The sequence below is a fragment of the Clostridium lentum genome (genome assembly GCF_014287815.1).
In the GTDB taxonomy this organism is placed as follows: domain Bacteria; phylum Bacillota; class Clostridia; order Clostridiales; family Clostridiaceae; genus Clostridium; species Clostridium lentum.
Window position 1 is genome coordinate 22,167 of sequence record NZ_JACOOQ010000019.1, and the last position, 25,698, is coordinate 47,864.

The following is a 25,698-nucleotide window of genomic DNA, read 5'->3' on the forward strand; positions in this document are numbered from 1 at the left end:
ATGCAAAAATTATAGCTAACTAAGGAGGGGTAACAATGAGCTGGACTAATATAGATAATAAGGAAAAAATAGTGGAACAATATATTCCTTTAGTAAAATATATTGCGTCTAGAATAATGATTGGAAGGAGTACTTATATAGAGTATGAAGATTTAGTTAGTTATGGAATGATAGGGTTAATGGATGCCATAAGTAAATTTGATCCAGATAAGGGAATAAAATTTTCATCTTATGCATCAATAAGAATAAAAGGTGAAATGATAGATCAGATAAGAAAAGCCAGGCCTATTTCTAAAGGGGCAATGGATAAATTAGCAAAGTATAATGAAGCTATTGATGCATTGCAAAATAGGTTACTTAGAGAACCAATCATAGATGAAATAGCTGAATATTTAAATATAACTGTGTCAGAAGTTGCTGATATCGAAAGATATATTAACTTTATGTCAGTAGTATCTTTAGAAGGAATTCTATTTTCGGAAGATGATGAATTAACTATTATGGGAGTTGTTGAAGATAAAAATAGCCCAAGTCCTCATGATTCTTATGAAGATAAAGAAAAAGTAGAAATATTAGCTGAATGTATTGAAAAATTAAAAGAAAAAGATAGAACAATATTAAATCTTTATTATTATGAGGGCTTGACGTTAAAAGAAATAGGTAAAGTACTAGAGGTATCTGAATCGAGAGTTTGTCAGTTACATAGTAGAGCTATTAAGAATTTAAGGGTTATGCTTCAAAAAATAAATTACATAGAGGTATAAAAAGTGATACATATTTTACTTATAGTTATAGGAATAGTTTTAATAGTTGTTAATAGAGATATAAAAAATGAAAGAGCCGATGATGGAGGCTCTTTTACTAATATTCTAAAAAATGAAGAAAAAGAATTTACAGACTATGATATGAAATTTGTAGATATGAGAAAGGATATGGCGGAAAGTATTCTTGATTTACAAAAAGAAATTGAAGAGTTAAGAACTGAAGTTTTTAATATAGAAAATAGTAATGTAAATATAAAAGAGAATATAAAGCAAGTGAAATTAGATAACGATATAAAAAGAGATTGTATAGATAAAGATATAATTTCTGAAATTAATTTTAATAATTTAAAGGATAATCATGGTGATGATAGTAAGTTTGAAAATATTAAAATGATGATTGATGAAGGAAAAAGTGATGAAGAAATATGTAGTTCACTTAGTATAGGAAAGGGTGAAGTATTATTAGTAAGAGCATTATACAATCAATAAAAGAAAGTATTTATATATTTAGAGATAAAAAGATTTTAATGGGAATTGGAATTGGAATGATTATATCTACATTAATATTATTTTTATCTGGCACTAATAAAATGTCAAATGCAGAAATAGAAAAAGCAGCAAGAGCTATGGGAATGCATTATGAAGATGAATGTAAGGTTTTTTTTGAAAATGATAATTCTTCAAGTAATGATGCTACTACTAATAGCACCACAGAAGCTAATGAGGAGGATATATTTAATGATTAGAAGTTTATATACATCATTATCATCAATGATTACTTTAGAAAATCAGCAAACATCAATAACAAATAATTTATCTAATGCTAATACAAATGGATATAAATCAGAATCTTTAGTTACTAAGAGTTTTAATGAAGTATACATAGGTAATAGAGAAAATGGTGTAATAGGTAGTTTGAGTTTGGGAGCTGCCATTGACACAGTACAAAAATCATTTACTCAAGGTGGACTTAAAAGTACATCAGATTCATCGGATTTTGCTATAAATGGAAGAGGTTTCTTTGTAGTTCAAAAAGGTAATGAATATTTGTATACAAGAGATGGAGATTTTACTGTGGGAGCTGATGGAACTTTAAAGACTACTTCAGGAGATTCTGTAATGGGAAGAAATATGAATACAGGGATAATGGAACCTATTTTTGTAGGCAATAATCAATATACATTAGGAGTAAATAATATTTTAAATGTTGATGGATTAGCTAATTATCAAATGGTTACAGCTGATTTTGAAGATTATAGTACATTAAAAAAAGTAGGAGATAATTATTATACAGGAGAAAATCCTATTATGGATTCTGTAGTAAAAACACATCAAGGTTATTTGGAAGGGTCTAATGTTAATGTAACAAATGAAATGGTTAATATGATGAGTACAATGCGTAATTTCCAAAGTAGTCAAAGTATCTTTAAGATGATAGATGGTACTTTGGATTTAGCTGCTAACAGCATAGGTAAAGTGTAGGAGGATATATAGATGTTAACAACATTATGGACAAGTAAATCAGGACTTAATGCTAATCAAGAGAAATTAGATGTAATATCAAATAATATAGCAAATGTAAATACTACAGGATATAAAAAAGTTAATGCAGGTTTTAAGGATTTAATTTCATCTTCTTTAGATGAATGGGGAAATCCATTAAATGATAAAACAGCTACAGTAGGAAGTGGAGTTAAAGCTGGTAATTTTACTAAAGATAATAGCCAAGGTGGTTTACAAACAACAAATCAAAAAACTGATTTGGCATTAGATGGTGAAGGATATTTTAAAGTGATTTCCAGTAATGGAACAGAGTATTATACTAGAGATGGCAGTTTTAAATTAGATTCTTATGGAAGACTTGTAACTGCTAATGGGAATATTTTAGAGGTTCAGTATGCAAATGGGTATTCACAGAATAATACAGGCCTTACAGCTGATAATTTTACTATAAATAAAAAAGGGGAAATATTTGCAGAAAACAATGGTAACTTTGAAAAGGTTGGAGAAATTGCAGTATATACAGCAGTAGGTAATGATGCATTTACATCTGTTGGAGATAATTTATTTAAGGAATTAAATGGAGTTCAAGTATACAGAACTTTAGATGCCGATATGTATCAAGGATATTTAGAAGCTTCCAATGTGGATCTTTCACAAGAAATGACAGATATGATAGTAACTCAAAGGGCTTTTCAATTAAGTTCTAAAGGAATTACAGCTGCTGATGAAATGTGGGAAATGATAAATAATCTTAGATAAAAAATAATGGATAAAATTTAAAATAAATTTTATCCATTATTTTTTTATAAACTATTAATTTAATAAGATTTTTTTCGATAATAAAAATGGAGAGAAATTTTAGATAACAGAGGAAGAAATAATGAAAATTAATCATAATATGGGTGCTATGAACTCAAAAAGAAATATGAAAATAAATAATAAAGCCTCCTCTAAATCAATGGAAAAGCTAAGTTCAGGATTAAGAATAAGCAGTGCTGGAGATGATGTAGCAGGTCTTTCTATTTCTGAAAAAATGAGAGCACAAATTAGGGGCTTGGAGCAGGCTTCAAGAAATGCAGAAGATGGTATTTCTTTAATTCAAACAGCAGATGGTGCATTAAATGAAACTCATTCTATAATTCAAAGAATGAGAGATATTTCTGTACAAGCTGCTAATGACACTAACACTGAAAGTGATAGAAAAGCTCTTCAAGAAGAAATGAATGAACTTACTTCAGAAATTAATAGAATTGCCAATACTACCGAGTTTAATACTAAAAAAATATTAACTGGTGGCCAAGGAAATGGTGTAAAGGCTATAAATTTAGATTTTAATGGTACTGAAGTTACTCACACAAAAGGTAATGATGCTATAACGAAGAATATGAAGGTTGCAATTACATTAGATGCAGGTATATCAAGTAATATTTATCCTCAACCTGATCGTTTTAGTTTTCAGATAAATGGAATAGATTTAGGGGTTACATATGTTTATTTACCTAATGGAAATGTAGGAGATATTACTTATGGAGTAAAAGATCCAAATGGATTTATAACTCAATCACCTACTCCCAATGGTGTAGTTACAGGAGGTCAAATTAAAATTACTAATACTGCTAATGGAACTTTGGAAGCTAAAGATATTAAAAAAGTAGCAGAAGCTACAGCTAAATTAGTTCAAAGTCAAATTGATACTAATCCAGCTTTAAATGGCGATTTTAGAGCATATGCTAAAGGTAGTCAAATTATAGTTGAAGCTTTAGATAGTGGAAATAGTACAGGTGCAAATGCAACAATGAATGTTACAGGAATAGCTTCTGCTAATAAAGCTTTTAATGTAACAGATGTTAATACTGGTGGACAAGTCGGTGCAGGAGGAACTATAGCAGGGCAAGATATACCAGCAAAGGGAGCTTCAACTACAATAGATTTTTCTACTATAGCAGCAACTAAAGATGATATAAAAGCACTTGTAGATGCAGGGATGAGCATTAATGGACAAACTATACAGTTTTTTGATTCTACTGATGGACCATATATGGGTAAAGCAATAGGAATAGATATCAAGGACGCAACAAATGCAGAAGAGTTAGTTCAAGCTATAATAGATCAAACTATAATGAAACTTCAAGGTGTAGATTTAACAAGGGATGGTAATAAATTAGTTATTACATCTCAAATAGTAGGAGAAAATAGCGTACTTGAAGTATTTAATGGTAATTCTTATAATGAAGATATTGAGATAAAACTTCAAGTTGGTTCAAATAAAGAACAATCAATGCTTGTTTCAATTGGAAATATGAGAGCTAGAGCTTTAGGTTTAGTTGGAGCTGGAGCTGGTTTTACTAAAGAACCAGGAGTTACTGATGGAACCGATACTAAAAAGTATGAAAGAGCATTAGATGTAACTACATCAAAAAGTGCAGAAAGTGCAATAAAAATAATTGATGAAGCTACTAAAAAAGTATCAGATCAAAGAGCGGCTTTAGGTGCATATCAAAACAGATTACAATATGTAGTAAATAATTTAGATAATTCAGCTGAAAATACTATTTCATCTGAATCAAAAATAAGAGATACTGATATGGCCTTAGAAGTTACACGAAATACAAAAAGTGATATATTATTACAAGCAGCTCAATCTATGATGGCACAGGCTAATTCTGCACCAGAGCAAATAATACAATTACTTAAATAATTAATAGGTAAAAAATAAGAGATGCAAAGCATCTCTTATTTTTTAAGCATTTGTTATTACGTTTGTTACTGGCGGTACAACTTGTTTCTTTCTTGAAAGAACTCCAGGAAGGAAAGCAGTATTGTCTACTAGTGTTGCATTGAATGCTTTTTCAGCTATGTCAGATCTTTCACCAACAACAAGAACTTGAGAACCTTCAGTGATTATGTCAGTTAATAATAACATAACCATATCTAATGATGATTCTTTTGCTTTTTCATTCATGTAAGCTAACATTTCTTCTTTTAATGGCATAAATCCATCAATATCCATTGTATTAACTTGTGCTATACCAACTTTGATATCTTCAATTGAGAATGGTTTGTAATCTTGATTGAAGATTTGTTCCACAGTTTTTCCTTTTAATGAAGTTCCTGCTTTGAACATTTCTTTAGCGTAATCTTCAACAGATGAAATACCAGCTATTTCAGCAAGTCTTCTACAGATTTCTTCATCTTGAGGTGTGCAAGTAGGGCTTCTGAATAATAATGTATCAGAGATTATAGCACTACATAATAAACCAGCAGCAGTCTTAGATGGAGTTAAACCTCTTTCAAAGAAGCATTTAGCAACTATTGTAGAAGTACTTCCTATTGGTTCATTTCTAAAGAAGATAGGATTGCTTGTTTGAATATCAGCAACTCTGTGGTGATCGATGATTTCTAATACTTCTGCATCTTCTAATCCATCAACAGATTGACCTCTTTCGTTGTGGTCAACTTGGATAACTTTTTTCTTGTGTTTAGAAATTAAGTGGTATCTAGCAACCATTCCTAAAACTCTACCATTTTCATCAGTTACTGGGTAGCTTCTGAATCTAGTTTGAGCCATAGCATCTTTTATATCGTCCACTAAGTCATCATTAGTAAATGATACGATATTTTCCTTAGCCATTACATATTCAACAGGTACGCTTTGTACAATAAGTCTTGAAGTTGTGAATGAGTCATGAGGAGTAACTATTACAGTAACGCCATTTTCTCTAGCTAAAGTAATGATGTTTTCACATGGTGTATGAGAACCTGTTACAATCATTAATGATACTTTCTTATCTATTAATGCTACTTGAGCTTCTTCTCTATCACCAACGATAGCAATATCTCCAGCATTTATATGATCAACCATGCTCTTTGGATCCATAGCAGAAACTACTATTTTGCCTGGGAATGTTTTTAAGTTTTCATTTATATAGCAAGCTGTAGCTGAAAGTGTATCTAATATGTTTTCTAACGTAGTATTGCTTTTTGATAATATTGTGTTGTCCCACATGTCCATGTAGCAAGAAGTTAAATTAGAAACAGAAAGAACACCTAATAAGTGATTGTTTTCATCAACAACAGGTAATGTCTTCATGTTGTTTTCTTTCATTACATTCCAAGCAGATTTTAATGAAAGTGTAGGTAAAACTGGATTTATTTTATCGAAGTTTAAGTCTTCAACCATAAGTCTTACAGTTTTTAATAATTCTGGAGCTTTAGCACCAAAATAATCAAGAACAAATTGTGTTTCTTGGCTTATGTTACCAAGTCTTACAGGAACAGCTTTTGTATCTCCTGTTAGATTTTTAAATTCAGCATAAGAATATGCTGCACATATAGAATCTGAATCTGGATTTTTATGACCAGTTACATATATTATATCTTTCAAATCAATTGCCTCCTTTGTATTTTCTAAAAATAAGCATATGACAATATTTTATCGCATAAGTATAAAGGTTGTAAATAATTAAAAATGTAAAATTAAAAATCGATGAAATTCATAATTTTTAATTCTTAATTTATATTGGATTTAATATATATTTATAGAAGAGTTATTTTATGGGAGGAGAAGATGTGATTCAGGAAAGAGAATTCACAAGGGGACTAACAACTAGGGAAGCAGAAAAGAGGATACAAACATATGGTTATAATGAACTTAAACATAAAAAGAATAAATCAGCCATATTAATTTTTTTATCTCAATTTAATGATTTTATAGTTTGGGTTTTAATAGTTGCAACAGTTATATCAGGTATAATGGGAGATAAGGCAGATGCAGTAACCATATTAATAATTGTGTTTGTCAATGCTATATTAGGATTTGTTCAAGAGTTTAAGACGGAAAAATCATTAGAAGCATTGCAGGAATTAGCTGCTCCCACATGTAAGGTTATTAGAGATGGAAGTTTAAAAGTAATTACGTCTAGGGAATTGACCTTAGGTGATGTAGTGGTGGTAGAAGCAGGAGATAGAATACCAGCAGATGGTAAGTTTATTGATGCTTCTAATATGGTAGTGGATGAATCATTGCTTACAGGAGAGTCTGTAGGAGTTTCTAAAGATACTACGAAAGATAAAAATCATGGATATATGGGGACAATAATTTTAAAAGGAAGAGGTATGATACTTATTGATGCTATTGGTATGAATACAGAAATGGGTAAAATAGCTAATCTTTTGGATAATATAGAGGAAGAAAGGTCACCACTAAAAGAAAGATTAAATTCATTAGGAAAGATTCTTGTAATTGCCTGTTTAGTTATTTGTGCTGTAGTAACTATCTTAGGAATAATAAGAGGTAATGATATTACGGAAATGTTCTTACTGGGAGTTTCATTGGCAGTGGCAGCAATACCAGAAGGGTTAGCAGCTATAGTAACAGTAGCATTAGCACTTGGTGTAAATAGAATGTTAAAAAGAAATGCACTTGTAAGAAGACTGCCAGCAGTAGAAACATTAGGGTGTACATCAGTAATATGCTCTGATAAAACTGGTACTTTAACTCAAAATAAAATGACTGTTAAGGAAATCTTTATAAATGGAAGAATATATGAATTAGATAGAGAATTGCCAAGTAATTATGAAATGCTGAAAAAAGCATTTGTATATTGTAATGATACTAACTATGACTATAACGTCAGCAAAGTAGAAAAAGCACTGATGGGAGACCCTACAGAAACAGCACTTATAAGTGCATTTTTTAAAGATGTTAAGGAAATGAAAAACTTTGTGGAAAAAGCTAAAAGAGTTTATGATATTCCTTTTGATTCTAATAGAAAAATGATGACTGTAATAATGAAGGAAGATAATTGTGAGACTTGTTATATGAAGGGTGCACCAGAGAGGGTTATAAATAAGTGTAATTATATTTTAGAAAATGGCAGAGTAAAGCCTATGACCATGGCTAAAAAGAAACAGATATGTTCGTATATTGATATCATGTCCAACAAAGCTTTAAGGTGTATTGCAGCAGCATATAAAAAAGAGGATATAAAGAAATCAGAAGATGTGGAAAATAATTTAATATTTATAGGTGTTGCAGGTAGCATGGATCCGCCAAGACCAGAAGTAAAAGAGGCAGTAATGAAATGTAAGTTGGCAGGAATCAAGCCTGTTATGATAACAGGAGATCACAAAAATACTGCATTGGCAATTGCAAAAAGTATAAATATATGTAATAGTGATGATCAAGGTTTATCAGGAGAAGAACTTGAAAAAATCAGTGATGATGATTTAGAAGAAGCAGTTAAGAAAGTAAGAGTTTTTGCTAGGGTATCACCAAATCATAAGTTAAGGATAGTAAAAGCATTTAAAAAGAATAATAATATAGTAGCCATGACTGGTGATGGAGTTAATGATGCACCAGCTATAAAGGAAGCTGATATAGGTATAGCAATGGGAATATCAGGTACAGATGTAACTAAGGAAGCAGCAGCAATGATACTGACTGATGATAATTTTGCAACTATAGTATCTGCTGTAGAGGAAGGTAGAATTATTTATGATAATATAAGAAAATTTATTAGATATTTATTATCATGTAACTTAGGAGAAGTTCTTACAATGTTTTTAGCGTCTGTATTTTACTTACCTAATCCATTGACACCAATACAAATTTTATTTGTTAACTTGGCAACTGATGGTCTTCCAGCCATTGCTTTAGGAGTAGACCCACCAGATAAGGATATTATGATGCAACAACCACGTAGAAAGAGTGAAGGGATATTTGCTAGAGGTCTATGGGAAAAGATAATAGTAAGAGGATGCCTTATTGGTGTATGTACATTATTTTCTTTTGAACTTGCTAGGCTTTTTGGTATGGATTTGGCAACTTGTAGGACTATTTCATTATGTACACTTGTAATGTCTCAATTATTGCATGTTTTTGAATGTAGATCTGAGAGACATTCTATATTTGAAATTAAGATTTTTTCTAACCCATATTTATTAGGAGCTGTATGTGTTTCTGTTATCATGATATGTAGTATTTTATATATACCTTTCTTGAAATCAGTGTTTAACACTGTTTCATTAAATTTAGATCAATGGGCATTAGTATTATTTTTTTCAGGAATAATATTCTTAATAAATAGCGTGTATTTATATATTAAAAGTAAAGGAAAGAAGGAATATAATTAAAAAGGTTGCTAGATAATATTTTGTATGTAATATACTATTAAATATTATCTAGCTTTCTTTGTTTATAATAAAAGGTTAATAGAACATTATTATGAAATATTTAGTACATACTATAATATAGTTGAAAATATGAAATTAGGAGTATATAATTAAGAAGAATTTTATTATAGCAAATTAAGAAAATAAAGTGCTAATTTTAGACAAGCTTTTATTTTCATGGGAGATATGCATGAAAAAAAATAGTAATATGATAAAAATATTAATGAGTATGATGTTTCTAGTAGCAATAGTAGTTTTAGCTAATACATATTATAAGGAAAAGGAAAATGAAGAAAATATTTATTTAAATAATGGTATAGATGAAACTGCAGAAAATAGTGATTCAGTAAATGAAGAAGTGCAATATGTTGATATTATATCTCTAGGAAATTTAATAATACATCAATCACAAATAGATGGAGCAAAACAAGAAAATTCTTATGATTTTTCGCCAAGTTTTCAATATATTAAGAAAATGATTTTAGATTCAGACATATCAATGGGAATATTAGAGGGTACTTTAGCAGGTTGTGAACCAAGTGGCTATCCATTTTTTAATTCGCCAGATGAAGTAGTTGATGCTTTAAAAGATACAGGAATTGATATAATTAATTATGCTAATAATCATATTTATGATTATGAAGATGTAGGTTTACAAAGAACTATTGATGTTACAAAGGAAAAGGGATTAGATGTTTTAGGAGTAAAATCTACAGAAAAAGAAAAAAATTATTTAGTGAAGGAAGTAAATGGAATAAAGATAGGATTTCTAGCGTATGTTTTTGAAACATCAATGATTAATGGCCATAAAACAATAAATAGTAATATATTATCCACATATAGTGAAAATCTTATAAATACTTTTAATTATAATGATTTAGAAAGCTTTTATAAGAAAATTGAAAATGAAATATCAGCAATGAAATCAGAAGGTGTTGAGTTTATTATAACATCAATGCATTGGGGAGAAGAATATAATACATATATAGAAGCATCTCAAAATGAAATAGCTAAAAGACTTAATAAATTAGGTGTGGACATTATTTTAGGTGGACATCCCCATGTTATTCAGCCATATGAAATAATGAGAAATGAAAGTGGAAATTCTACTTTTGTAATATATTCACAGGGAAATTCTCTGTCTAATCAATCAGAGCAAGAAATTGGTGTAGCTGAAAGTGAAGATGGAATAATGATAAAGTTTACTTTAGAAAAGAAAGATGGAAATGTATCTTTAAAAGAATATAAGATAATCCCAACATGGGTTTATAAGGAAGAAAAAGGGAATGGAACATATTATCATAAAATAATTCCTGTAGAAGAAGCACTGGCAGATCCAAAGAAATATGGCATAAGTAGTGATGTATATGAAAGGGTAGAAACTTCATTAAATAGAACTAAAGGTATATTAGGCATTAAATAGGCAGTAACTTTACTGTCTATTTTTTAATATGTGATCAGAGAATTGGCAATAACTTGATGGTGAAAGTCAGTTGTGGGCTTGGTATTGGTAACTACTAGCAAAGGATAAGGGTGTCTATGGTGAGGTAGAATCTGAAAGAAGTCTAAGGCAAAATCTTGGTCTGAGGAACACAAACTACATACAAGGTTTACTAAGATTGGACTAGTTTGTGTTACAAAACAAATTTCATAATAATTAAAAATAAAATAGTTATTTTCCTCCTAATCCATTGTTAACAAAGAAAATACTTGTATTTGTGAAAAGCAAATGATAAAATTCTTTTAAGTTAAAAAATGTTAATTTTAACATATATAAGCAATTAATTAATTAAAGCTGGGGGAGAGGGAATGAGGTTTATAAGTACAAGAGGAAAAAGTGGAAAAGTTTCAGCAGCAGAAGCTATAATTAAAGGGTTAGCTGATGATGGAGGATTATTTGTACCAGAGTATTTTCCAAAGGTTTTTCAAAAGTTAAAAGAGAAAGCAAGTATTTCATATGAAGAGTTATCATTTGAAATAATAAAAGAGTTTTTTGATGATATTCCAGAGGAAGATTTAAAGGAAGCTATTGATGAAGCATATAGAGGTAGATTTGAGATACTGGAAAAAGGGGCATTTTTAGAATTATATCATGGGCCTACATCAGCATTTAAAGATGTAGCACTTTTATTTCTTCCACAAATTATGAAAAAGGCAAAGAAAGTACTTGCCATTAATGATGAAATAACTATATTGACAGCTACATCTGGTGATACTGGCAAAGCGGCATTGGAAGGATTTCATGATGTAGAAGGATTTAAGTGTGTAGTTTACTATCCTAAGAATGGAGTAAGTGCAATTCAAGAAAGGCAAATGAATATACAGGTGGGGAATAATGTTAAGGTTATAGCTATAGAAGGTAATTTTGATGACGCTCAAAGAGGTGTGAAAAATATATTTGCTGATGAAGAGTTAAGGGATAAATTTAAAAATCATGGAATCTTATTGTCGTCAGCAAATTCTATAAATATAGGCAGGTTAGTGCCACAAATAGTTTATTATTTTTATGGATATTTTAAACTTGTTAATAAGCAGAAGATAAAACTTGGAGAAAAGATTAATGTTGCAGTGCCAACAGGTAATTTTGGTAATATATTAGCAGCTTACTACAGTAAGAGAATGGGGTTACCAATTGATAGATTTATTTGTGCATCTAATGAAAATAATGTTTTGTCAGATTTCTTTAAGACAGGAACTTATGATAGAAAAAGGGAATTATTTATAACAGATTCACCATCTATGGACATATTAGTATCATCTAATTTGGAAAGATTGATTTTTGAAGCAGTGTGCAGAGATGGAGAAAAGGTTTCTAATTTGATGCAACAATTAAATAATAATGGAATATATGTTTTAGATGAAATTTCAAAGAAGTTTTTAGTTGACTTCTATGGAAATTATGCAACTAAAGACGAAATTTTTAAAGATATAAATAGGCTTTATCATGAAGAAAAATATTTAATGGATACTCATACTGCTGTTGCTCATACTGTACTAAGAAAATATAAGAATGAAAGTAAGGATTATAAGCAATCTCTTATAATAGCGACAGCAAGTCCTTATAAGTTTCCAAGAAGCATTTGTAGTGCTTTAGGTATTGACGTGAAAAATTCTAGTGATTTTCAAGTATTAAATATATTAAATAGCTATACTAAGATACCTATTCCAGAAAATTTAAGAAACCTTGATAGTAAGCCAATACTACACAAAGCTGTTTGTAAGAAAGAAGATATTAAAAAGGAGCTTTTAAGTTTTTTATATGAATGATAGATATTTTAAAGTAAGGGTTCCAGCAACCAGTGCTAATATGGGGCCTGGTTTTGATTCATTAGGGATAGCATTTAAGTTGTTCAATGAATATATTTTTGCTGAAATTGAAAGTGGAGTAAAATTTATAGGTTTTGAAAGTGAGTTTGCCAACAAGAATAATATAATATTTAAAGCTATGGAAAAGGTATTTAAAGATTATAATTATGATTATAGTGGTTTAAGGATTGAAATTATCAATTGCAATATACCAGTTTCAAGAGGTTTAGGTTCAAGTTCCAGTTGTATAATTGCAGGAATTATAGGTGCATTTTCAATAATTGGCAAGGATATTAATAAAAGTGAAGTATTAAAATATGCTGTAGAAATAGAAGGTCATCCTGATAATGTATGTCCAGCTATTTATGGAGGTATGGTCACAGTTGTAATGGAAGATAATGCTCCTATATTTAATAAAATAGATATTAAGGAAGAGGTTAGGTTTGTGGCCCTTATTCCAGAATTTAAATTTTATACAGAAAAAGCAAGAAGTATTTTACCTAAGGAAATTTCATTGAAAGATGGAGTTTATAACGTTGGAAGAACTGCTTTACTTGTTTCTGCATTTGCAAATGGTAATTATAATTTGTTAAAATATGCAATGAAAGATAAATTTCATCAAGCATATAGAAGCAGATTAATAGAAGGATATGATATGTTAATTAAGGAATGTATGAAGCTTGGAGCTTTGGGATGCTTTTTAAGTGGAGCAGGTCCAACTATAATGACAGTTGTAGGTAGTGAGGATAAAGCATTTAAAAGCAATATTAAGAAATTTATTGAAGAGAATAACTTAAAATATACTGTTGTTGAACTAAAAATAGACAAAATTGGGGCAACGGTTTTAGAGGTGAATAAAAATGAAGGACGATTATTTAGTAATTGATAAGAAAGTACTATCAGAAATTTTTCAGAAGGTAATTGATACTAAAAAGATTATAGAAAATGGTGATGTAAAAGGAATAACAGAAGCAACTAAGGTAACAGGTATAAGTAGAAGCGTATTTTATAAATATAAGGATTATGTTTTTGAGTTTTCTAAGATGTCTGCTGGCAGAAAAGTTACTTTTAGCATGATGGTAAAACATGAAAAAGGGTTATTATCAACTATTTTAAATGAAATATCTAAGGAAGGTGGAAATATACTAACTATTAATCAAGGAATTCCTATAAATGATGTGGCTAATTTAAGTATAACTATGGATATAAGTAGTATGGAAAAAAACTTTAAGATATTTTTAAATGAAATAAATAATATTAATGGTGTTGATAATGTTGAGCTTATTGCAATAGAATAAAAAATAATGATGAATTGTTAGTTTTTATTAATAATTCATCATTTTTATTTTTATTTGACAAAAGTACATTTTTATAGCAGAATGATTGAAGAATTGAATATAGGTAGTATGTAAATACTAGTAAGAAAGGAGTGAGAAACATGGAGATTTATTTTGATAATAGTGCCACTACAAAGCCTTATGATGAAGTTATAGAGGAAACTTGCCAGGCTATGAGAGAATATTATGGAAATCCATCTTCATTACATAATATAGGTCTTAAATGTGAAAAGAGATTAAATGAGGCAAGAGAGTATTTTGCTTCAACTATAAAAGCTGATAAAGATGATATATACTTTACTTCTGGAGGAAGTGAAGGGAATAATTTTGTATTAAAGGGATTACTTAAACCAGGTCATCATTTAATAACAACAGCTTATGAACATCAATCAGTATTAGATACGTGTAAAATACTTGAAAATAATGGTGTTAAGGTAACATATTTACCTGTGGATAAAGCTGGGAGGATTTCATTAGAAGATTTAGATGAAGCAATAACAAAGGATACAGTATTAGTATCAATAATGCATATCAATAACGAAGTTGGTACAATACAAGATTTAGAAGCTATTGGTAAGATAATTAAATCAAGAAGCTCAAGAGCAAAATTCCATGTGGATGGAGTACAAAGTTATGGGAAATTTCCTGTAGATGTAAAAAAAATGAATATAGATTATTTTACAGCAGCAGCACATAAAATTCATGGACCAAAGGGAACAGGATTTGTTTATATAAAAAAAGGTGCTGGTATAAACTCTTTAATTTCTGGTGGAAGTCAAGAAAGAGGGTTTAGAGCAGGTACTCAGAATTTACCATCTATAATAGGTTTTGAAAAAGCAGCTAAAATGACTTTTGATAAGATTGATGAAAATTATAACAGTGTTTTAGCCATAAAGAAATATATGATTGAAAGGTTGCAGGAAATAAAAGATATAAGAATTAACAGTCCTCTAGAAGATGATTTTTCTCCATATATTTTAAATGTTTCCTTTATAGGAGCAAGAGCGGAAGTATTATTACATTTGTTGGAGGATGCTAAAATATATGTTGCCACAGGATCAGCATGTACATCAAAAAGTAGTGCTGCATCAGGAAGTTATGTAATAAAAGCTTTAGGATTAGACAATAAAGAAGTGGAAAGTGCCATAAGATTTTCATTTGATCACAATAATACAAAGAAAGAAGTAGACAAAGTAATTGAAGTGTTAAAAACTTCGTTAATGTTTTTAAGGAGAGTGCGTAAGTAATGAATCAATTAATTTTAGTAAAATATGCAGCAGAAATATTTTTAAAGGGATTAAATAGAGGGAAATTTGAAAGAAAACTTTTAAATAATATTAAGCAAAAGCTTGAAGGATTAGATTATGAGATAATAAATGACCAAAACAGATGGTTTATTAAGGCTAATAATATTGATGAAGCAGTAGAAAGAGTAAGAAAAGTATTTGGTGTTGCAGAAGTATGCACAGTAACTCAAGTAGAAAGAGATTTAAATATAATAAAAGAACAAGCTTTAAAGAAGATTAATGAAGTTAAGCCAAAGACTTTTAAAGTTGAAACTAATAGAGCAAATAAGAAGTTTACTATGAATTCTTTAGAGGTTTCAAGAGATGTAGGTGGATATATATTACATCACTATGAAGGTGATTTGGATGTTCAGGTTAAGAATCCTGAGTGTGTATTAAATATAGAAATAAGAGAACATGCTTACATATTTACTAGTGCAGATAAGATAAAAGCAGTTGGAGGACTTCCTTACGGAATAAATGGTAGTACTATGCTTATGTTATCAGGTGGAATAGATTCACCAGTGGCAGGATACTTAATGGCTAAAAGAGGTGTTGAATTAAATTGTGTATACTATCATAGCCATCCATATACTTCTGAAAGAGCTAAGGATAAAGTTAAAGATTTAGCTAAGATATTAGCTCAGTATACAGAAAGAGTTAATTTATATATAGTACCATTTACAGAAATTCAAATGGCAATAATTGAAGGTTGCAGAGAAGATGAATTAACAATTTTAATGAGAAGGTTTATGATGAGATGTGCATGTGCTTTAGCTGAAAAGAATGGAGTACAATCAATATCATCAGGGGAAAGTATTGGGCAAGTTGCCAGTCAAACAATGGAAGGATTAATAGTAAGTACTGATTGTGCTGATAGACCAGTATTTAGACCATTAATAACAATGGATAAGGGAGATATAATGGACATAGCAAGAGAAATAGGTACATATGAAACGTCTATATTACCATATGAAGATTGTTGTACAATATTTGTACCAAAACATCCTAAAACTAAACCGCAATTAGAAGCTATGAGAAAGTCAGAATCAGTATTAGATGTTGAAGCTTTAGTAAATAAGGCAATAGAAGAAACTGAGTTAGTTGTATTTTAAATTTGAATAAATTACAAAATTTTTCACAGAAAAAAGTATTTTTCTGTGTTTTTTTAAAATTTAATAATATTAAAATTTATGTTTACAATGAATAGGTATGTAGTATAAAGTAGTGTTAATAATTTACGATAATAATAATAAAATTACTTTTAATTTTATTATTAACAATGAGGGGGATATCTTAGTGAAAAATAAGAAGATAGTTTCATATACATTGGCAGCAACACTGGCAACATCAATAGTACCTAATGCTGATAGTGAAGTAGTTAGTGCAACTGAAAATAATTCAGTTGAAAATAATGCTGATGAAAATTTAAAGGAAAATGTAGAAGTAGAAATTGAAAATACAGAAAAAATTCAAGATCAAGATGCAGATAAATCTGATGAAAGCACAGATGAAGTGAAAAATGAATCAGATGTAGTTGAAGATGAAATAAAAGATAATACTATAGAAGAAAAGTCTTTAGAAGATGATGAAGAGGTTGTTAAATCGGAAGAAATTTCTAAAGCAAAAGAAAAAGAGGAAAAAATAGAAGTTAAAAAAGCAGAAGGTAAAGTTGTAGGAAAATTAGAAGTTGATATGAATTTCCCATTACCACTAGCTGATACTTCAAATTTAGGAATATCTTTAAATCTGAAAAATTCTAATAAAGAATTAATAGGAAAAGTTGATATAAATGATATTTTAAATGGAAATTTAAATTCAGGTGTTACTTATACTGTTGAAAAATTAAATTCTAAAAAGCAACCATTAGAGCAAGGAGATTCAATATATTATATAAGAGTTGTATTTGAAGGGTTAGAAAGAGGAAATTATTCTGTTGATATAGATGGAGAAGGATACATAAATACAACAGTAGATAATATAGATATAGTTGATTATTCTAAGAGAATAAAACTAGGAACATCTATAAATGAGATGATTTCAAATGAAAATTATAATCCAGTATTCTTAGCAGGAGATGTTAATAATGATTTTGTTATAGACATGAAGGATTATAAATTAGTTTTTGATGCTATTGGAAGCAAAGACAGTAAATATGATTTAAATAGAGATGGAAGTGTTGATATAGCAGATTTATCTTATGTTAATTCAAACATTGGAAAAACTAAAGGACAAGTGGAAATAGTAGATTTAGAAAAGATATTAGACCCTGAAAATATTGACATAGACACTAAAGATTTAAAAGGTGCAGAAAATATCAAGGATATATTAACAAGTGCAGACACTGTTGTTAATTTAGGGAGAGCAGATGGAGAAGCACCAAGTGCAGACAAACCTTTAACTATATCTATGGGATTAGATACTACAAAAAATGGAACTCTTAGAACAGCTAATAGCGAAGGTGTTGAAATGGAATCAGTTGTAATAAAAGGTTCTGCAGTTGAAGGTGAAGATGCATCTATTCCATCACAAGGATACATAACTTACACTGATGTTGATGGTAACACAGAAACTGTACCATTCAATGAAGAAAATCTTAAAAGAAGTGGTGCATCAAATGATGTTGTTATTGATTTAGGAAGTCAAGTTGCTGTAAAGCAAATATCTATAAATGTAACAGGAAATAGAGGAAACAAGAAGATTTCTCAAATTGCAAAAATAGAGTTTTTAAATAATGTATATAAAGAAGTTCCAAAGCCAGATATGAATATTCCAACAATAAAATCTTTAGAAACTTCTACTAATCTTCATGATGAAAGAATAACAATATCATGGGAACCACAAGCAAATGTAACTTCATATGAAGTAATGTATCAAAAGCTTAATGAAAGCGGTCAAGTTATAAGCACTAAAAAGTTACAAACAAATAAAACAAATTTAAATATATTAGATAAAGATATAAAACCTTATGATTTATATAGAGTAAGTATTCAATCTTTAAGTGGGGAATGGAGCAGTGGATATTTAACTGAAAAAGATGTACCTACAGCATTTGATGGAAAAGCAGATAATGTAGATGCTGATTTTAATCCAATAGATAGCTATTATAATGGTGATAAGGGAAGTGTATCAGAAATACAAGTTATTCCTTTAAACTCACCTGAACCACCAAGAAATTTAACTACAAATCAAGGATATAAATCTTTTACAGTAAGTTGGGAACAACATTCTCAAGCAAGAGATTTTGATATATATTATAGAAAAGTTGGAGATAGCAATAAAAACTGGATAAAGGCTAATGATAATCACAAAGAAGTTATTGAAGGTAGCTCTGATATTACAAATCCAGATAAGAGTAAATTGGTAAGAAGTCATAGTTATACAGTTAATAATCTTGATGATAATGCTACTTATGAAGTAAGAGTTACTGCTACTAACCACTTAGGTACAAGTGAAATGTCTAAGTCATATATAGCAAGTACAACATCAGTTACTCCACCATCAATGCAAGAATACAAGTTAATTAATAGACCAACAAGTGAAAATGAAATAGGAACTACTCATATTGTTGATGTACGTAATAAGAAGGATGAAAATGGATGGAATCAACAAGATGACTACTTACATTATGATTCTAAATATGCATTAGTAGATGGAGATTTTACTACTGAATGGAAGGTTGATAACTGGGATACAGGGGCTAGTTATGGTGCAGATAGAGGTTCAGAAATTACATTTGATGATACATATACAATTGGAAGTATAGGTATTGGTAGAACTCTTCAAAGTGGTCATTATATGGGACTTTATAAAGTAAAGGTTACTTATTGGGATGAAAATGATAATAAAAATGTAGTTTATACAGAATCAATAAATGAAAAATGGTCAAATGGCAACAGTTATTATATGGTTAAGTTAAATGAACCTATAAGAGCAAAGAAAATAAAAGTTGATACATCAGGATATGGTGGAAGTACACAAATAATATCAGAGCTTAAGTTCTATGAATATGATAGTTTAAGTGATGATATAAAGAATTTATATGAAGATGATTTAAGATTAGTTCTTAAGAAATCTGTTACTCAAGATGTATTAAATGAATTGGCTAAGAGATTAGATACACCAGATGCTATTAGTGGCGAATATCATCCAGATAAGGATGTTTTAAAGAAAGAGTTAGATACAGCTCAAAAGTTATTTGATGATAAGGAAGTTTCAGAAAAAATTACAACTCTTGATGCTAGTATTAGAACTAATAATGAAGGTCCATCTTTAGGAATGGGAAATAGTTATCAATCTTTAGGAAGTGTTGCAAGACCTTCAGTTGATGACAAGGGTACAAGTAAGCAAATTGTAGTATACATGGGGTCAAGTGATCCAAATACTAGAGTTGATATAGTATTTTTACAAAATTATGGACTTCCAGGTTCGTATATGAGTAAAGTACAAACAGTATCACCAGGAAGAACAGAAATAACTATACCATCAATCATTTCTGCTGATGTGGAAAAAGGTGGACAAGTTATGGCAAGAGTTACTCAAGGTTCAACAACTGCCAATGTTCAGATACGTTTAAGTGGAGTTACTGAAATTCCTAACTTAAATGTTAACAATATGATAAATGATACTACTAAGGAAAAAGAAGTAAAAGATAAAATAAGAAATTATATATCAGAATTAAAAACATATATGAATGATATAAATACTTTATATCCATCAGAAGTTTCTGATAAAGATAAGATTAATAATGTATATCTTTATGATGAACAAACATCACCTTTAAATACAACTGATATTGAAGGAGATAGATTTACATTAACTTTACCAGCATCAGAAATTCTTAAAGGTATAGAAAGTGGATTAGAAGGTAATACTGAAGCTCAAGTTAATAGAGTATATGATGCACTTTTAGCATGGGAACAAGAAGTAAAAGTTGGTTTTGCTAAAAAAGGTGTATTTGAAGAAGTTCAAGATTTTAATGGTAATGGTGAAATTGATGATGAAGATAGAGCTTACTTTAGAAAGCACAGAGCACCACTTACAAGATTAAATATTAAATATCAAAGAATGATGATGGGAGCAGCAGCTTATGCATCTAATCATCATATAGGTGTAGGATTTAGCTCATCTCAATATATTCAAGGTGTTCCTTATAAATTTGATGAAAATGGAAAGGTTACTAATGCAGATTCTGCTCATTTATATGGTGGATTAATAGGTCATGAAATGGGACATGTTATGGATATTGGTGATAGATTATATCCAGAAACAAGTAATAACTTAATGACTGCTATTACAGGAACTATGTTAAATGAAAATAGTCCTTACTTTGATTCATTTAAAAAGGTATATGAAAAGGTTACTTCTAATACAATAGGTTTATCTACTGATAGAACTGTAGTTTTAAATATGTTATGGCAACCTTATTTAGCATATGAAGATAATATTACTTATGAAATGTTATTTACAGATGTTGATGCTGACTTAACTAATGATTCATATTTTGCTAAATTAAATAGAGCATATAGAGAAATGTCAGAAGAAGAAAGAGTTAATGGTGACAGAGATCAATGGCTAATAAGATTAACTTCTAAAGTTGTTGGTAAAGATTTAACTGATTTCTATGAGGCTCATGGAATAATTGCAAATGAAACAACATTAGCGTATGTTTCTAAGTTCCCTAAGGAAACTAAAAAGATTCAATATATAAATGATGAAGCCAGAAGACAAAGAATAGCAGGAACTGCTGATATGGAAGAGGGTACTACATTAAGTGCATCATTTGCAGATGGAATTACTACAGGTTCTTATGTAGATTCTAAAGAAGTTAAAATTAATTTATCAGTAGATAAAAGTAATGATAGAATTTTAGGATATGAAATTTATAGAAATGGTGAGCCTTGTGGATTTATAGAAAGAGATAAAGCAAATTCACAAACTGTATATACTGATACTGTTGAAAATATAAATAATAGAGTTGTAGAGTATAAAGCAGTAGCTTATGATTATAACTTAAATCCAACAAATGAAGTTCAATTAGGAACTGTTAAAATACGTCATGAAGGTGGAGTAGATAAGAAAAGTTTAATAATATCTTCTAATACTATAAGTCTTCATGAAGAAAGTAATGATATTCATTCATGTGATGGTAATGAAGATTTAAAACATGCTTTAGATAATGATAAATCTACTGTTTATGAAGGTAGAATGCTTACAAAGGATGAATATAACTCAAGTATTCATACTGCTGAAATGAATCCAAATAATAATCCGTATGTAATTTTAGATACTACTGAAATGAAAACTTTAGTAGGTATAAAATATACAGCACCTACAACAAAATCAGGATTTATATTTAAGAGTACATCTATAGCTGATAATGCACTGAAGAAATATAAGATAGAAGTAAGTAAGGATGGAGCAAGTTGGACAACTGTTAAAGAAGGTACTTTAAACTTAGATCCACAAAATCCAACAGAAACAATTTATTTTGATGCAGAAGGTGTTACAGGTGGTAACCAATTAAGTTCATATAATGCTAGATATGTGAAGATAACAGCATTAGATACTAAGAATTTTGCTGCGTCAGAATTAGATTTAATAACACCTCCTGGAGATAATATTGAAATTGGACTTTCTGATGATAATATTACGTATACTAATGGAATTGGTGTATTAAAAAATGATTATGAATATCAATCAGATAATCCAGATACTGATGAAGATGAAAGAAAATTTATTCCAGCTGGTTCAGTTATAATAACTGGGGAATATAGGGGAAATCCTGCATTTAATGTTCCATTAGTTCTTAATGAAAAAGAACAACATATAGCAGATAAGTATCAAGGTATTCTTTTAGCTCAAGTACCTGACAATGGTAATTTGGAAGAAGTAGCAGAAGGAACTTGGATTTATTGGGTAAATCCAGAAGATGCAAAAACATTTAATGAAGATAATAAGAAAATTTTTGCAGAGTTATATAGAACAGATGCGGCTGATGCTTTAGAGGGTGGACAAAGATTAGTAAGTGATACATTTAAAATTGATGTACCAAAAGAACTTCCTGAAATAACATTATCTGCTTCAAGTAGAAGTGTAAATGAAGTTAAGGCTATTGATATAAAAACTGATATATTAAATGCTATTAAAGAAAATAGATAGTACAAAGGAGTAAATGCATGAAAAAGGTTAATACTAAAACAAAAGTTATAGCTTTATCAACAGCTGCAGTAATGACGACGGCTATTTATTTAAAAAGTGATAATGTAACTAATGCTGAACAATATGCACAGGTATCAGATAATGCTATAGAACTTAATGTAGATAAACAAAATAAAGATACAATTAAATTATCATTAAGTAATTTTTCAGATTTAGCAAAATCTTTACAATTAAGTGTTAAGATTGAAGGAAATGCTATTTTTACTGATGATTCTATAAAGTGGTTAGTTAAGTCACAAAATGATGATTTAAAAACAGATGTTAAAATAAGTGCTGATAAAAAGCAAATGGATATATTTATATTATCAAATTCTAATATAGAAATTGATGGTGGATTATTAGAAATTTGTGAAATTAATGTTGCTAAGGAAAATAAAAATAGTACAGAAGGATATACTGTTGTACCAAATGTAAATTCGGAAGGTATTGCATATAACTATATTATTGATGGAACTAACAAACAGGTTAAGGGTTCAGATATAGTAAATAGTAGTAAAGATAAATTAACAGTAAATACAGCACCAGTAATTTCATTAGTAGAATCACCTAAAATTGTTGAAGGAAATATAATTATAAAAACAGGTGATGTTTTTAAGCCTTTAGAGTATGTTAAAGCAACAGATGATGAAGATGGTGAAATAACTAATATAACTGCCAATAGTAATGGTGTAGATAATAAAAAACCAGGAAGTTATAAAGTTACTTATGTAGCAACAGATAAGGAAGGAGAATCTACTACTTTTGAGGCCATTGTAGTGGTAGAAGAAGCTAAACAGTCTGTTAGCAATCCAGTTATGACAGTAACAAATAAAAATATTCAAATAAGACAAGGTGAAACTTTTGATCCTTTAAATGGTGTTATAGCAACAGATTATCAAGGAAGAAAGTTAACTGTTACTGTTACAGGAACTTATGATGTAGAAGCTTTAGGAAGCTATGTATTAACATATACAGCAACAGATGCATATGGCAATACTGTTACAGATACTGCTACATTAGAAGTAGTTAAACAAAATGCACCTGTAATAAATGGAGTTAAATCAGAGGTTACAATAGAGGTTGGGCAAGCTTTTGATCCGCTAGAAAATGTTACTGCTACAGATTTTGCAGGAAATGCAGTAGAAGTTAAGGTTACAGGAACTTATGACGTAAATGTACCAGGTGAATATACTATAACATATAAAGCTGTAGATAATTATGGAACTGAATCAGCTGAAATGAAAACTATATTAAAAGTCGTTGAAAAATCAAATAATAACCAAAAACCTGATGATAGTGGAAATAAACCAGACAATGGAGGAAGCAATCCAGGAGATGGTGTAAATAAACCAGATAATGGAGGAAACAATCCAGGAGATGGTGTAAATAAACCAGACAATGGAGGAAGCAATCCAGGAGATAGTGTAAATAAACCAGACAATGGAGGAAGCAATCCAGGAGATGGTGTAAATAAACCAGACAATGAAGGAAGTAATCCAGGAGATGGTGTAAATAAACCAGACAATGGAGGAAACAATCCAGGAAACAATATAAATAGTTCTAGCAATGGGACAAACACAGGACAAAATACTGGTAATGTAAATAGTGGTGATTCTAAGAATGAAAATGTTATTAGTGAAAATAATAACTCTACAACAAATAGTTCTAAGATACCTACTACAGGAGCAGCAGTTGGTAGTGGAATAATAGTTTCTATTGGATCTGTTATAGCTTTAATAGGTGCATACTTATTTAAGAAAAATAGATAATAAAAAAAGTGCTTAAGTGTTTCATTGCTTAGGCACTTTTTATTATTAATTATAAAAAATGATGGAACTGTGGTAGATAGAATAAATTCTAATATTCTAAAAATTCAATATTAGAACAAGCTGTTCAAGCAATGCTTTCACAAACTAAAAGTGGAGTTGAAACTGTTAAGAATTTGCTAACAACTTAATTTAATTCTAAAACTTTGTATTTATTGACATAAAAACATTTAGTGTTTATAATGATAATTATTATCAATTAAAATATAATTATAAATAATATATATGAGGTAAATATGAAAAATATTTTAGAAATAAATGGGTTAAAGGCAGAAGTAGCTACTAAAGTACAAGGATTTATAAATATTTTAGATACGGATAGAAAAATACCAGTAACTCTTATTAATGGAGCAAAGGAAGGTAAGAGCCTTCTTATTACAGCTGGAGTTCATGGAGGAGAATATCCATGTATAAAGGCGGCCATAGAAATAGCCAAAGAAATAAATCCAGCAGATGTTTGTGGAAATATAATAATTGTACATCCAGTAAATGTTGAGGCATTTTTTAAAAGAACTCCAGCAGTTGTTCCAGAAGATAATAAGAATTTAAATAGTATATTCCCAGGAAAAAAAGATGGAACAATAGCAGAAAAAATAGCTTATATTATAGTTAATGAAATGCAAAGTAAAGCAGATTTCCATTTAGATATTCATGGAGGAGATTTAAATGAAGCATTAACTCCACATTTATATTATGCAGGAAAGGCAGAATTGAAAATTATTAATAAAATTAAAGAGGTGGCTGCTGTGCTAGACGTTAAATATATGGTTAAGTCTAACTCTACCACAGGAGTTCATAGCTATGGTTCTATTAGTGGAACTCCAAGTATGCTTTTAGAGCGTGGAGGAATGGGGTTATGTCTTACAGAAGATGTTAAAGCATATAAGAAAGATTTATATAGTGTTTTAAATAAAATGGAGATATTGGTAACAGAAGAAACTATTAAAGAGGAAATTCCTATAGATATTACAGAAGCAAATTATCTAGAAGCTTTAAATGAAGGGTGTTGGACTAGCTTTGTGGAGGCTGGAGAATTAATTTCTAAAGGACAGGTATTAGGAGAAGTTACAGACTTTTTTGGCAATTTAGTAGATAGATATTACGCAGAATTTAATGGTGTTGTAATGTATCATACAGTAGCGTTAGCAGTTGCAAAGGATAGCCCTTTAGTGGCTTATGGTAAGCTTGAGTAAAAGAAATCATACATGTTATGGCATGTATGATTTTTTTTAATAATTAATAATAATGTTGACACAATAGGAGATAAGATATAAAATTTATAAAGGTAAATGCAAATCATTTG

Annotated in this window: 17 protein-coding genes; 16 read left to right on the forward strand and 1 reads right to left on the reverse strand. The window is 29.6% G+C overall.

What is annotated here, in order from left to right:
* Positions 1 to 35: 35 nt before the first annotated feature.
* The 6 genes from H8R92_RS10855 to H8R92_RS13365 all read left to right on the forward strand — a co-directional run bounded on the left by H8R92_RS10855 (position 36) and on the right by H8R92_RS13365 (position 4,965).
* Positions 36 to 764 (forward strand): FliA/WhiG family RNA polymerase sigma factor, encoded by a 729-nt coding sequence (locus tag H8R92_RS10855; protein WP_186835461.1) that lies wholly within the window; start codon positions 36 to 38, stop codon positions 762 to 764.
* 3 nt (positions 765 to 767) lie between these two features.
* Positions 768 to 1,253, forward strand: a complete 486-nt coding sequence (locus H8R92_RS10860) for a hypothetical protein (protein ID WP_186835462.1) — start codon at positions 768 to 770, stop codon at positions 1,251 to 1,253.
* A 38-nt stretch (positions 1,254 to 1,291) separates the two neighbouring features.
* A complete protein-coding gene (locus H8R92_RS13085; RefSeq protein ID WP_022169189.1) occupies positions 1,292 to 1,510 on the forward strand; it encodes a hypothetical protein in 219 nt (72 codons plus the stop codon).
* The gene (locus H8R92_RS10870; RefSeq protein WP_186835463.1) at positions 1,503 to 2,246 is read left to right on the forward strand and encodes a flagellar hook-basal body complex protein; all 744 of its coding nucleotides are present in this window, start codon (positions 1,503 to 1,505) and stop codon (positions 2,244 to 2,246) included. The genes H8R92_RS13085 and H8R92_RS10870 overlap by 8 nt, the downstream gene beginning before the upstream one ends.
* A gap of 12 nt (positions 2,247 to 2,258) precedes the next feature.
* On the forward strand, positions 2,259 to 3,026 hold the full coding sequence (locus tag H8R92_RS10875) for a flagellar hook-basal body complex protein (protein ID WP_022169187.1): 768 nt from the start codon (positions 2,259 to 2,261) through the stop codon (positions 3,024 to 3,026).
* A 121-nt stretch (positions 3,027 to 3,147) separates the two neighbouring features.
* Positions 3,148 to 4,965 carry a flagellin N-terminal helical domain-containing protein gene (locus H8R92_RS13365; protein WP_186835464.1) on the forward strand — a complete coding sequence of 606 codons (1,818 nt, stop codon included), beginning with the start codon at positions 3,148 to 3,150 and terminating at the stop codon, positions 4,963 to 4,965.
* A 42-nt stretch (positions 4,966 to 5,007) separates the two neighbouring features.
* Here the strand turns inward: H8R92_RS13365 and H8R92_RS10885 are convergent, their stop codons facing one another.
* A complete protein-coding gene (locus H8R92_RS10885) occupies positions 5,008 to 6,651 on the reverse strand; it encodes a putative manganese-dependent inorganic diphosphatase (RefSeq protein ID WP_186835465.1) in 1,644 nt (547 codons plus the stop codon).
* 185 nt (positions 6,652 to 6,836) lie between these two features.
* On the opposite strand from H8R92_RS10885, the gene H8R92_RS10890 reads away from it, so the two are divergent.
* The 10 genes from H8R92_RS10890 (at position 6,837) to H8R92_RS10935 (ending at position 25,588) form a co-directional block, all read left to right on the forward strand.
* Positions 6,837 to 9,401: a calcium-translocating P-type ATPase, PMCA-type gene (locus tag H8R92_RS10890; protein ID WP_186835466.1), complete on the forward strand. Its 2,565-nt coding sequence runs from the start codon at positions 6,837 to 6,839 to the stop codon at positions 9,399 to 9,401.
* Positions 9,402 to 9,630: 229 nt separating this feature from the next.
* Positions 9,631 to 10,863 (forward strand): CapA family protein, encoded by a 1,233-nt coding sequence (locus H8R92_RS10895; RefSeq protein ID WP_186835467.1) that lies wholly within the window; start codon positions 9,631 to 9,633, stop codon positions 10,861 to 10,863.
* Positions 10,864 to 11,249: 386 nt separating this feature from the next.
* Positions 11,250 to 12,707 carry a threonine synthase gene (gene thrC, locus H8R92_RS10900; RefSeq protein WP_186835468.1) on the forward strand — a complete coding sequence of 486 codons (1,458 nt, stop codon included), beginning with the start codon at positions 11,250 to 11,252 and terminating at the stop codon, positions 12,705 to 12,707.
* Entirely contained in the window at positions 12,700 to 13,632 is a 933-nt protein-coding gene (gene thrB / locus H8R92_RS10905; protein ID WP_186835469.1) for a homoserine kinase, read from the forward strand. Before thrC ends, thrB begins: the two co-directional genes overlap by 8 nt.
* A complete protein-coding gene (locus H8R92_RS10910) occupies positions 13,607 to 14,044 on the forward strand; it encodes an ACT domain-containing protein (protein ID WP_186835470.1) in 438 nt (145 codons plus the stop codon). The genes thrB and H8R92_RS10910 overlap by 26 nt, the downstream gene beginning before the upstream one ends.
* A 140-nt stretch (positions 14,045 to 14,184) precedes the next feature.
* On the forward strand, positions 14,185 to 15,330 hold the full coding sequence (locus tag H8R92_RS10915; RefSeq protein ID WP_022212691.1) for a cysteine desulfurase family protein: 1,146 nt from the start codon (positions 14,185 to 14,187) through the stop codon (positions 15,328 to 15,330).
* The gene (gene thiI / locus H8R92_RS10920; RefSeq protein WP_186835471.1) at positions 15,330 to 16,484 is read left to right on the forward strand and encodes a tRNA uracil 4-sulfurtransferase ThiI; all 1,155 of its coding nucleotides are present in this window, start codon (positions 15,330 to 15,332) and stop codon (positions 16,482 to 16,484) included. Before H8R92_RS10915 ends, thiI begins: the two co-directional genes overlap by 1 nt.
* Positions 16,485 to 16,668: 184 nt before the next feature.
* Positions 16,669 to 22,530, forward strand: coding sequence for a fibronectin type III domain-containing protein (locus H8R92_RS10925; protein ID WP_186835472.1), 5,862 nt, complete (start codon positions 16,669 to 16,671; stop codon positions 22,528 to 22,530).
* Positions 22,531 to 22,547: 17 nt separating this feature from the next.
* Positions 22,548 to 24,338 carry an immunoglobulin-like domain-containing protein gene (locus H8R92_RS10930; protein WP_186835473.1) on the forward strand — a complete coding sequence of 597 codons (1,791 nt, stop codon included), beginning with the start codon at positions 22,548 to 22,550 and terminating at the stop codon, positions 24,336 to 24,338.
* 293 nt (positions 24,339 to 24,631) lie between these two features.
* The gene (locus H8R92_RS10935) at positions 24,632 to 25,588 is read left to right on the forward strand and encodes a M14 family metallopeptidase (protein ID WP_022212687.1); all 957 of its coding nucleotides are present in this window, start codon (positions 24,632 to 24,634) and stop codon (positions 25,586 to 25,588) included.
* Positions 25,589 to 25,698: the final 110 nt, after the last annotated feature.

What these genes read in the sequence shown, in the direction of transcription:
- H8R92_RS10855 (WP_186835461.1), top strand. Translation starts at nt 36, where the DNA reads ATGAGCTGGACTAATATAGATAATAAGGAAAAAATAGTGGAACAATAT.
- H8R92_RS13085 (WP_022169189.1), top strand. Translation starts at nt 1,292, where the DNA reads ATGGGAATTGGAATTGGAATGATTATATCTACATTAATATTATTTTTA.
- H8R92_RS10870 (WP_186835463.1), top strand. Translation starts at nt 1,503, where the DNA reads ATGATTAGAAGTTTATATACATCATTATCATCAATGATTACTTTAGAA.
- H8R92_RS10875 (WP_022169187.1), top strand. Translation starts at nt 2,259, where the DNA reads ATGTTAACAACATTATGGACAAGTAAATCAGGACTTAATGCTAATCAA.
- H8R92_RS13365 (WP_186835464.1), top strand. Translation starts at nt 3,148, where the DNA reads ATGAAAATTAATCATAATATGGGTGCTATGAACTCAAAAAGAAATATG.
- H8R92_RS10895 (WP_186835467.1), top strand. Translation starts at nt 9,631, where the DNA reads ATGAAAAAAAATAGTAATATGATAAAAATATTAATGAGTATGATGTTT.
- thrC (WP_186835468.1), top strand. Translation starts at nt 11,250, where the DNA reads ATGAGGTTTATAAGTACAAGAGGAAAAAGTGGAAAAGTTTCAGCAGCA.
- thrB (WP_186835469.1), top strand. Translation starts at nt 12,700, where the DNA reads ATGAATGATAGATATTTTAAAGTAAGGGTTCCAGCAACCAGTGCTAAT.
- H8R92_RS10910 (WP_186835470.1), top strand. Translation starts at nt 13,607, where the DNA reads ATGAAGGACGATTATTTAGTAATTGATAAGAAAGTACTATCAGAAATT.
- H8R92_RS10915 (WP_022212691.1), top strand. Translation starts at nt 14,185, where the DNA reads ATGGAGATTTATTTTGATAATAGTGCCACTACAAAGCCTTATGATGAA.
- thiI (WP_186835471.1), top strand. Translation starts at nt 15,330, where the DNA reads ATGAATCAATTAATTTTAGTAAAATATGCAGCAGAAATATTTTTAAAG.
- H8R92_RS10930 (WP_186835473.1), top strand. Translation starts at nt 22,548, where the DNA reads ATGAAAAAGGTTAATACTAAAACAAAAGTTATAGCTTTATCAACAGCT.
- H8R92_RS10935 (WP_022212687.1), top strand. Translation starts at nt 24,632, where the DNA reads ATGAAAAATATTTTAGAAATAAATGGGTTAAAGGCAGAAGTAGCTACT.